Source organism: Cereibacter sp. Soil_C_27 (assembly GCF_057657095.1).
The window spans coordinates 420,717-431,121 of record NZ_JBDGJD010000005.1 but is presented as its reverse complement, the minus strand read 5'-3'; the positions used below and the strand labels follow the sequence as shown (position 1 = coordinate 431,121).

Annotated in this window: 4 protein-coding genes; 1 reads left to right on the top strand and 3 read right to left on the bottom strand. The window is 63.7% G+C overall.

Features of this window, described 5'->3' with window-relative positions:
- Positions 1 to 373: 373 nt before the first annotated feature.
- The 3 genes from AC3A5Z_RS19505 to AC3A5Z_RS19495 form a co-directional block, all read right to left on the bottom strand.
- Positions 374 to 1,129: a ParA family protein gene (locus tag AC3A5Z_RS19505; protein ID WP_487520965.1), complete on the bottom strand. Its 756-nt coding sequence runs from the start codon at positions 1,127 to 1,129 to the stop codon at positions 374 to 376.
- Positions 1,126 to 2,655, bottom strand: a complete 1,530-nt coding sequence (locus AC3A5Z_RS19500) for a CHAD domain-containing protein (RefSeq protein ID WP_487520964.1) — start codon at positions 2,653 to 2,655, stop codon at positions 1,126 to 1,128. Before AC3A5Z_RS19500 ends, AC3A5Z_RS19505 begins: the two co-directional genes overlap by 4 nt.
- Before the next feature lie 210 nt (positions 2,656 to 2,865).
- A complete protein-coding gene (locus tag AC3A5Z_RS19495; protein WP_487520963.1) occupies positions 2,866 to 3,189 on the bottom strand; it encodes a hypothetical protein in 324 nt (107 codons plus the stop codon).
- A gap of 275 nt (positions 3,190 to 3,464) precedes the next feature.
- On the opposite strand from AC3A5Z_RS19495, the gene AC3A5Z_RS19490 reads away from it, so the two are divergent.
- Positions 3,465 to 10,379: a phytase gene (locus AC3A5Z_RS19490; protein WP_487520962.1), complete on the top strand. Its 6,915-nt coding sequence runs from the start codon at positions 3,465 to 3,467 to the stop codon at positions 10,377 to 10,379.
- Positions 10,380 to 10,405: the final 26 nt, after the last annotated feature.

Here is a 10,405-nt window from a genome sequence, read left to right as displayed (position 1 = left end):
GCAAAGCTCCGCGCCAGCCCCCGTTGCCCAAACCGCCCGAATGGGCAAAACTCAAACTCAGAGTCTCGCTCACGCTGGATAAAAGTTGGGGGCAACGTCAACCGCGACGTCCTTTCAGGCGAGTTTTCACTGACAGCGACGCGGGTGTCACAGCATCGCGGCGAAAACCTTGCAAGGGGAGAAACGTCCATAGACGTAGGACGTCGCGCTGCTGATGTCGTGCTCGGGGCACCGCCCGGGCACGGCCAAACCGCCTTAGCCTGACGCGGCATGCCCGTGATCCGGGCTTCGGTGAAACGGCTCTTTCATCGAATTCTCTTGGTGCATCTTGCTGAGAAATCCCATGTTCACATCCCCTTAACTACGAGGAGGATTACCCGTCGTCGGCCAGCCGCTGAACCAGTTCCTCGAACAGTCCTTGATAGCGCTTGCTCACCATGCCTTTCGGAACGCTTGCGATGACGGGCGCGCGGCGGATGCCCATGCGTTCGACATCCGTCGCGAACGGTATATGGACCGTCATGAAGCGTTTCGGATAGCTGCTTGTCATCTCGCGCATCGTGTCGGTGTGCATGCTCTTTGCACCTTGCACCATCGAATAGAACCCGTGCAGCTTCCTGATCGGCAGGTCGTAGGTCTTGAAGAAGTCGATCAGCTGCTCGAACGTCCTTTCCGACAAGGTCGTCGGGATGACTGGCACCAGAATGGCGTCCGCGGCGCGGAAGATGTTTTCGGAGAGGGCCGAGATGTTGGGCGGGCAGTCGAGAATGATCACCTCGTAGTCGCTCTTGACCGCCTTGAGGGCCTTCTTCAGGCGGCTCTTCGTGTCCCGCATATGCGACAGGAAGATATCGAAATCCCGGAAACTCATGTTTGCCGGAAGGATATCCAGATTGTCGTAATCGCTGCCCCGGATGGCCTTGGTGAACTTCGAGACATCCTCGAAGAAGCTTGCCTCGGTCAGCTTCTCGGACGGCTTCACCCTGAAGTAGAAGCCCGACGCCCCCTGCGGGTCCAGATCGCACAACAGCGTGCGGGTCCCGGCGGCGGCAAAAGCATAGGCCAGATTCACCGAAGCTGCCGTCTTTCCGACACCGCCCTTGTTGGAATAACAGGCTATGACCTTCATTTCTTGTCCTTCCGCTGGTGAAAGAGGTCTCGAAAGGCCGCCTGAGTCGGCAGGCTTCTGAACTGCGCGAAGCGCTCGGCCAGTTTTGCGCGCTCTTGGGCCTGCTGCCGATGCAGCACGGCCGTCAAGGCGCCGACGCTCTGGGCGATCTCGACGGTGACATCATCGGCCCGATCGCGACCTTCGGAAAGAAACGCCTGAAGGCTGACCTGCTGAACCGCATAGTCATTGAAAAGCCCAAGGACGTCTTGCAGCTGTTTCAGCGGTCCGAGCAAGGCCTTGAACTCGGCCTTGGGATAGAGCGGACGGAAGAGCTCCATCAGATAGCGCAGTTTCTTGCAATGGATGCGAAGCGCATGCACCTCGGCGTCATCCGTCTCGGGCCCCATCTCGCCTGCGAGCTTGCAGATCTTGCGGTAGCGGCGCCAGATCAGGTCGCTGGCATAGGGATAGGCTTCCAGCTCTGCCGATGGCCCTGATTGCAGCTTTTTCCGCTTGTGAAACAGTCTGGCAAGCGCCGCGATTTCATCATTGTAGCGCTTGCTTTTCAGATGCCGCTTCAGGGCAGCCAGTTCGCGTGCCCTCTCTTCGGCGAACATCCCGTACAACCTGTCCAGCCCGCCGTGCAGGGATTTGGGCAGGTGGCCGTAAAAATCCTGCCGCTGGAGCATATAGACATCCAGATCGCGCAGGCGTCCGGTCGGAGCCATCAGGGCGGAAAACCGGGCCTTAAGATCGGGGGTCTGGTGCCTGCCATAGACGCCCTTGAACAGGCTCAGCACCGACCGGATCTTGCGCAGGGCCACCCGGTAATCGTGGAGGAACTCCGTATCGTGATCGGCAATGATCCCAGCTTCATTGGCACGCGCCACCGGGATATAGGCCGAGACGATCGCCGTCGCGGCATCGAACACGCTGTCGTCCGAAGCGATGACGACGGTGGGTTTTGCCTCATAGGCATCCTGTTCGGGAGCGACCGCAGCAAGATCCCTCCCCTGATGGAGGGCGGTCCCACCACAGGCCTCGATATGCTTGCGCAGCGCCGCGAGCGACGCATCAAAGCCGCGCAGCCCGTGCAGCGTGAGAATGGCCGTCCCCTTCCCCTCCGCCCCTGTCAGCGTCAGGACCGACGCGCGGCAGTGGGTCTTCTGCTCTTCATCCAAGAGCGCGAGACCGCCGCGGCGCGACGTGCCCGATCCGATCGGCAGCAGGCTACGCAGCGACGACAGGTCGGACAGCGCCGTCTTGACGGGCCCTTCCTGCAGATCGGGGATGAAATTCCCCTTGCGCCTCGCGGGTTGCGACAGGACCCGACCGTCAGCCAGCAGAAGGTCGAGCAACCCCGCACTCTCCAGGAGCACCCGGCCGGAGAGCCGCAACGACTGATCGAAGGTATCGAGGAGCGTGTAGGGTGCGGTGGCTTCGTCCAGCGTCAGCACTGGCGTCAGCTCGCCGATGGGGCCTTTGGCCAGGGCATCGACAGCCTTGGCCGACATGCGGTAACGCTCGATTACCGGTTGAGACATAGTGACTTCTTTCGATCGTGCTTGCGTTGCTGTCTCCGTCGTCAGACGGCGATATGGGTCTTCAAGGGGAATGGGGGCGCTTTGGTCGAGCCTGAGCCGCAACCAGACTGCCACGGATCGCGATCAGCCACATGGTCCTGCGCTCGCTTTCACGAGCGCAGTTCGGATGGGGTGCCGCACCGCGTATCGGTCAAGGGTCCGAGGCACTCCCTATTTCGGGCTACGCTTCTTGCTCTTCTTGGGTTGCTCCGCGTCACCCGAGCGCTGGTCTTCCGCCACGGCGTCCGACGGCTCTGCGACAACGTCTGCCGTCGTCGCCTCGCCTTCGGCAACGTCCTTGGCGTCACGCGGCACGGTCTCCTCTGCGGAATGTGCCGCGACGAACCCGCGCATGAAGCGGCGAAGCTCGCGGGCGGCGCTGGTGTCCAGCCTGTCACAGAGCGTGACGAACGCGTCGCGCTCGGCCTTGTCCACCCGCAGAACGAGTTGGCTGCCCTTCTTGTGTTCTTTTCCGGAGGTCTTGTGCTTGCTCATGATACCACCAATAATTGTATATACATTGTATATTCGATAGAGGTCCGCGGCAAGGCCGTTTGGTCAAGACCTTGTGCGGCAGGATCAGATCCGCGTTGGCCGCCGCGGCACCGACCTGCGATCGGATGACGGGAAGCGGCCGCGCGGAAATCCGCTCACAAACGTGGATGACGAAACAATCCCCCGCTTTCGGGGGGATTGGCCCGAAGCGGTCACAAAAAGTGCGGCCAACCTGACTGAGCATTAGGGAAATGTGTCAGTCAGGGAGATTCGAAATGCATGTTCGCATCGCAACATTCAATGCATCTCTGAACCGGGGGGCCGAGGGGCAACTCGCAGCCGATCTGAGCACCGGCGCGAATGCGCAGGCGCAGTCTGTCGCCGAGATCATCCAGCGGACGGATGCGGATGTGATCCTCGTCAACGAGTTCGACTTCGACGCCGCCGGCGAGGCCGCCGGGCTGTTTGCCGCGAATTATCTCGGCGTCAGCCAGAACGGCCAGCCCGCGATCACCTACCCCTACAGCTATGTCGCCTCCTCGAACACCGGGCAGCTCAGCGGCTTCGACCTGAACAACGACGGCGTGACCGCAACCGAAGGTGACCTGGGGTCTTCCGCCTATGCCGACGACAGCCAGGGGTTCGGCCAGTTTCCGGGGCAATACGGGTTTGTCATCTACTCCAAATACCCGATCGACACCGAGAATGTCCGCACCTTCCAGCAGTTCCTGTGGAAGGACATGCCCGGCAACCTTCTGACCGAGGATCCGACGGCCGACGCCCTGACCGATTTCTACAGCCCCGAGGAGATCGAGGTCCTGCGTCTGTCCTCGAAAAACCATGTCGATGTGCCGATTGTCGTCGGTGGCGAGGTGGTCCATGTGCTGGCAGCGCACCCGACGCCGCCGACCTTCGACAGTGTCGAGGACCGCAACGGCAAACGCAACCATGACGAAATCCGGTTCTGGTCGGACTATGTCGACGGGGCCGATTACATCTACGACGATGCCGGCACCTCCGGCGGGCTGGGTGCCGGCGAGCGGTTCGTCATCCTCGGCGACTACAACGCCGATCCCTTCGACGGCGACAGCTACGACGGCGCGATCAACCAGCTTCTCGACAACCCGCTGATCCTCGGCTCGGGCACCGATGCCTCCATCACACCTGGCTCCGAAGGCGGGCCTGCCGCGGCAGATGGACAGGCGGGGGCCAACGACAGCCAGACGGGCAACCCCGCCTTCGACACGGCGGATTTCGGCTTTGCCGGTGCGGGCAACCCGGATGCGGCCCCCGGCAACCTGCGCGCGGATTATGCGCTGCCCTCTGTCGCGGGCCTGACCTACCAGGGCGGCTCCGTCTTCTGGCAGCCGCCGGGAGAGGAGCCGTACCCGCTGGCCGAATTCCCCACGTCCGATCATCGGCTGGTCTCGGTGGACCTGCGGATCACCGATGACGACCGCACGACCGTCGAGAACGTCGCATTCCTCGGCGCCGTCGAGATCCCCAGCTTTTTCGTGTTCGATGGCACGACCCTCGGCGGTCTTTCGGGGATCGCCTATGACCCGACCACGCGCAGCTATCTGGCGATTTCGGACGATCGCGGCGCGGGCGAGGACGGGACGCCACGGTTCTACGACATCGCGGTGGATCTCTCCGATGGCACGCTGGACGACGGTGATGTGGCGGTGGAAGGTGTGACCGCGCTCACCCTGCCGGGAGGTGCCACCTTCGATGCGCTGGCGCCCGATCCCGAGGGCATCGCTCTCCTGGGTGACCGGCTCTACATCTCCTCGGAACGGGATCTGTTCGGCAACCCGGCAATCTACACGGCAGGCAAGGATGGCTTGATCGACGGCACGCTGCCTGTCGACACGAAGTTCCTGCCCAATGCCAGCGGAAGCCAGGGCGTGCGCAGCAATCTGGGCTTTGAAAGCCTCACCATCTCGCCGGACCAGACGACCCTGTGGACCGCCACCGAAAGCGCCCTCGTGCAGGACGGCAGCCCGGCCACCCTCGCGACGGGTTCAGCGGCGCGGATCATCCGCTACGATCTCGCGACCGGACTGGCTGTCGCGGAATATGTCTACGAGGTCGATGCCATCGCCGCGACACCCGACCCTGCCGATGCCTTCGCCGACAGTGGCTTGGTCGAACTGCTGGCGCTCGACGATCAGGGCACGCTGCTGGCGCTGGAACGGTCGTTCTCGACCGGCGCGGAGGGTCGGGGCTACACCGGCAAGCTCTATCTCGTCGACACGCGCGGTGCGACCAACGTCATCGGCGAAGATTCGATCCCCATCGGCCTCGATGACGGTGCGCTCGAGATCAATGTCGACGCGCCGGTGAAGAAGACGCTGCTGGCGGATCTTTCGGACTACGGCATCGTGCTCGACAACATCGAAGGCATGACACTGGGCCCGGTCTTGGCCGACGGACGACAATCGCTCATCATCGTGTCGGACGACAACTTTTCGGGCTTCGGTCCGCAGGCAAACCAGGTCATCGCGCTGGGGCTCGACCTCGGTGAGGTGCCGACCATCGCACCGGCGCTCGAGACGCCGGACGAAGCGCGTTACGACGGTCCGTCGGACACTACCGAAGGCGGCGATTCCGATGACCCGGCGATCTGGCTGAATCCGAAGGACGCGGGCGACAGCACCGTCATCACGGCGATGAAGACCGGCGGCCTGCGCGTCTTCGACCTTGCCGGCAACGAGCTGCAACGGATCGAGGCCGAGGGCATCCGCTACAACAATGTCGATGTCCTCTACGACGTCCGCGATGGCAGGAAACTCCCCGATATCGCCATCGCCTCGGACCGCGCCAATGACACCCTGGCCATCTTTCGCATCAAGGCGGACGGCACGCTCGACGATATCACCTCGCGCAAGATCCCCGGCTCGATCTTCGGCGTGGACGACGGCGAGGCGACGGCCTACGGGCTTGCGGCCTATACCTCGCCGGTGGATGGCAGGCACTATGTCTTCGTCACGCAGGCCGACGGCAACAGGATTGCTCAGCTCCAGCTGATCGCCCACGGCAACAAGGTCAGCTATGAGACCGTCCGGATGCTCGAGCTGCCCATCGGCAGTGGGGACGCCGGTGATTTTCAGGCCGAAGGCATCACCATCGACCGCGAAACCGGCATCGGCTATGTCGCGGTCGAGAACGCCCTTGGTCTTCTGAGCTTCGAAGCCGACCCGGATGGCTCCGACGATTTCACCCTGCTCGCCCCGATCGACGATTTCGAACACGATATTGAGGGGGTCAGCATCCACTACGGGGATGACGGGGCGGGCCTGATCGTCGTCTCCAGCCAGGGCGACTCGACCTTCCGGGTCTACGACCGGGCGGATCACGGCTATCTCGGCTCCTTCGCGGTCCGGGCGGCGGGCGGCATCGACGGTGTCGAGGAATCCGACGGCGCGGATATCTACTCCGGCGCGCTCCCCGGATTCGAGAATGGCCTGTTCGTGACGCAGGACGGCTCGAACGAATACCAGGTGGTCTTTCCCGACCGCGAGGATGGCGAGGTCCAGAACTGGAACACCAACTTCAAGTTCACCGATCTCGGCCAGGTGCTGGCGCTGTTCGGCCAGGCGGCGAACCCCGATTTCGATCCGCGCGACCTGACCCCGCAGACGCTCCCGAACGGCGTCGCCTCCGGTGATGTGAGCGAGGACAGCATCGTGCTCTGGACGCGCTCGCTCGCCCTGGGTGACGTCACCTTCACGGTCTACCGGAAGGACGGCGACCTGCTGACAAGGGTCGGCTCGCAAACCGCCGCGGTGACCGATACCGACGTGCCGGTGAAGGTCAGCTTCGAGGGTCTCGATCCCGGCACGGACTATGTCTACGAGGTCGAGGACGCGGCAGGTGCCGTCAAGGGCGGGGTCTTCAGCACAGCCCATGACGAGGGCTACCACGGTGTGACCTTCGGGGTCACCGGCGACTGGCGCGGCGATCTGGCCCCCTATCCGGCCATTGCCAATGCCGATGATGCGGCTCTCGACTTCATGATCCTCGGCGGCGACACGATCTACGCCGACTACGACTCCCCTGCCCTGCCGGCAACGATGGACCTCGACGGCTTCCGCACGAAGTATCAGGAAGTCTACGGCACCCGCTCCGGCGAGAACTTCTTCGGGGACCTGAAGGCATCGACGCCACTTCTCGTGACCATCGACGATCACGAGGTGGCCAACGACTTTGCTGGCGGTGGCCTGGCGGCGGACGACCCCCGGCTGGGCGAAACCGAAGGGCTGGTCAACGACACCGAAGCCTATGAGGAGGGCCTGCAGGCCTTCCAAGAATACCATCCCGTCGAGGACCGTTTCAACGGCGACACCGGCGATGCCGTCACTGCCGGGGAGCGCGACCTTTACCGCTCGCAGCGCTTCGGTCAGGACGCGGCCGTCATGATCCTCGACCAGCGCAGCTTCCGCGACCAGCAGATCGCCGGCGTGCCCGATCCCACGAACACTGCCGACGTGGTCCGCTTCCAGACCGAGAGTTTCGCTGCCGACCGAACGCTTCTGGGCGCGGACCAGCTCGCGCGCCTGAAAGCCGATCTCCTGGCTGCCGAGGCAGGCGGCACCACATGGAAGTTCGTCTACGCGCCCGAACCGATCCAGGATCTGGGGCTGAACAGCGCCGACAGCTGGGAAGGCTACAAGGCCGAGCGGACCGAGCTGCTGAAATTCATCGAGGACAACGACATCGACAACGTGGTCTTCGTCGCCGCCGACATCCACGCGACCTTCGTCAACAACCTCACCTATGCCGAAAGTCCGCTTGGCCCGCAGATCGCGACTTCGGCCTTCGAGATCACCACCGGCTCGGTCGCCTTCGACCCGCCCTTCGGTCCCTCCGTCATCGAGACCATCTCGGGCACGCCCCTGCTCTCGCCCGAGGCGGAGGCCCTCTACAACGCGCTGCCGATCGCGCCCGACGGCGACGGGCTGCTCGACGACAAGGATGACTTCATCCGCAATGCCTTCAATACGCTGGCGATCGATCCGCTGGGCCTCGACCGGCTCGGGCTTGACGAGAACCTGGCGCAGGCAGAGGGCAGGATCGACGCCACGCTGCTGCAGGGGGGCTGGGTGTCGGCCCACACCTATGGCTGGACCCAATTCGATATCGACGCCGCGACGCAGGCGCTGACCGTGACCACCTACGGCATCCCCGGCTACAGCGCCGACACGGCCGGTGCAGTCGCCGACAAACTGATGATCGTCAGCCAGTTCGTCGTCAACGCGCAGCCGCTGGAGGAGGCCCCAACGGCCGCGATGATCGCGCCGGAAGAGGGTTATGGCGTCGACGTGGCGTTGACGATCGGCGAGACGATAGATGGCACGACCGGCACCTACAATCCGACCTCGGCGGAGACCTACACGCCCGTCGGTGTCCTGGACGGTCTGGGCGCGATGCGGGTGGATCTCGATGGGGACGGACAGTCCGATGCCGTCCGCGTCTTTGCGAACCACGAGTTGCAGCAATCTGCCGGCAGCGCGTATGAAGTCTCGGATGGCGCAGGCGGCAGCTTCGAACTTCGCGGCGCACGGGTCTCCTACTTCGACTTTGACATCGCCACCCGCGAGATCATCGACGGCGGACTGGCCTACAACAAGATCGTCGACGCCAACGGCGATGTCGCCACGGACAACACGTTCCTGCCCATCGCCTATGCTCCCGCCTTCGGCGGCCCGGAGACCGCCACCCAGTGGCAGGGCTTCTCGCGCTTCTGCTCCTCCGTTCTTGTCGAGGCCGAACAGTTCGGCAAGGGTCGCGGATTGACCGACACCATCTACTTCGCCGGTGAAGAGGACGGGACCGGCTTCAACTCGGTCGGGGGCGCGGAATGGGCGCTGGATGTGAAAACCGGCACCATGTATCAGGTTCCGGCCTTGGGTCGGGGCAGCTGGGAAAACGTGACCCAGATCGACACGGGCGACCGCAAGCACGTCGCCTTCATCCTCGCCGACGACAGCGCGCCCTTCGACTTCGACGGCGATGGCACGGACGAGGCGGCCCCGCTGCTGCTCTATGTCGGGGAAAAGGACAAGGGCTCGGGGGACTTCCTTGCGCGCAACGGTCTGACGGATGGAAAGCTCTATGTCTGGGTGGCGGAACCGGCGGAGCTCAGCCTCGAGGCAAAGGCAGACCGGGTCGACGCCCATATAGATAACGCGCTTGCCGCAGGCGGGTTGCGCTGGATTGAGGAGGCCCGTCTCAAGCTCCTTGACCGGCTTCTGGAGCAGAGCGCCGATGAGGAAAGCGTCGTCGAATTCATCGCCGACCGGCTGGACGTGGACCTGACGGGCGACCCGATCGACAGCCCGGCCGAGTTCAACGGAAGCGGCCGGTCGGCAAACGGTCGGTGGCTCGCGATCGACAACACCCCGCGGCCCGATCTTGCCTCCGAGGATGGCACGACAGGATTCGACGAATACGGCTATCCGACGCAAGGAAACCTCTGGCTGCAGGCTGCTGCCCTCGGTGCCTTCGGCTTCTCGCGGCCCGAGGACGTTGCGACCAATCCGAAGAACGGCGCCGAGTTCGTCCTCGCCTCGACCGGCGTCGACACCTACGACATCGATCCCGCTACCGGCAATGGCGTGGATACCTTCGGCACGCTCTACACCATGGAGATCGACTTCAAGAACGGCCAGCCGAAGGCAGCGGGGCTGGCCATCCTCTACGATGGCGACGGCGATCCCGACCGCGCCCTGCGCTCGCCCGACAATCTCGACTGGGCGGATGACGGTCTGATCTATGTGCAGGAAGACAAGGCCGAAACCGACACCGCCTCGGGTGACGAGTTCCTGTTCGGTCCCACCGCGGTGAATCCGAACGAGGCCGGCATCGTCATGGTGGACCCGGAAACCGGCGAGATCGTGCGGATCGCGAACATCGACCGTTCCGCGGTACTGGACGGATCGCTCTCCGACCCGACGCTGGCTGTCGATACCGGCGCCGGGGAGGTGGGCGACTGGGAATCCTCGGGCATCCTCGACGTCTCCTCCCTGTTCGGCGAAGCAGGTGGAGAGCTGTTCCTGGTGACGGTTCAGGCTCATGGGATCGTCGATCAGGCCGACGTCAACCCCGACAGCCGGATCACCGACGACGACCTCGTCGAGGGCGGCCAGCTCGTCTTGCTGAGCGTCGATGACATGGTGTTTGTGTGAACGTCCTGTAGGGTCCACCAAGACGC

Bases quoted from the DNA above. Each gene is read 5' to 3' on its own strand.
- AC3A5Z_RS19505 (WP_487520965.1), bottom strand. From the start codon at position 1,129: ATGAAGGTCATAGCCTGTTATTCCAACAAGGGCGGTGTCGGAAAGACG.
- AC3A5Z_RS19500 (WP_487520964.1), bottom strand. From the start codon at position 2,655: ATGTCTCAACCGGTAATCGAGCGTTACCGCATGTCGGCCAAGGCTGTC.
- AC3A5Z_RS19495 (WP_487520963.1), bottom strand. From the start codon at position 3,189: ATGAGCAAGCACAAGACCTCCGGAAAAGAACACAAGAAGGGCAGCCAA.
- AC3A5Z_RS19490 (WP_487520962.1), top strand. From the start codon at position 3,465: ATGCATGTTCGCATCGCAACATTCAATGCATCTCTGAACCGGGGGGCC.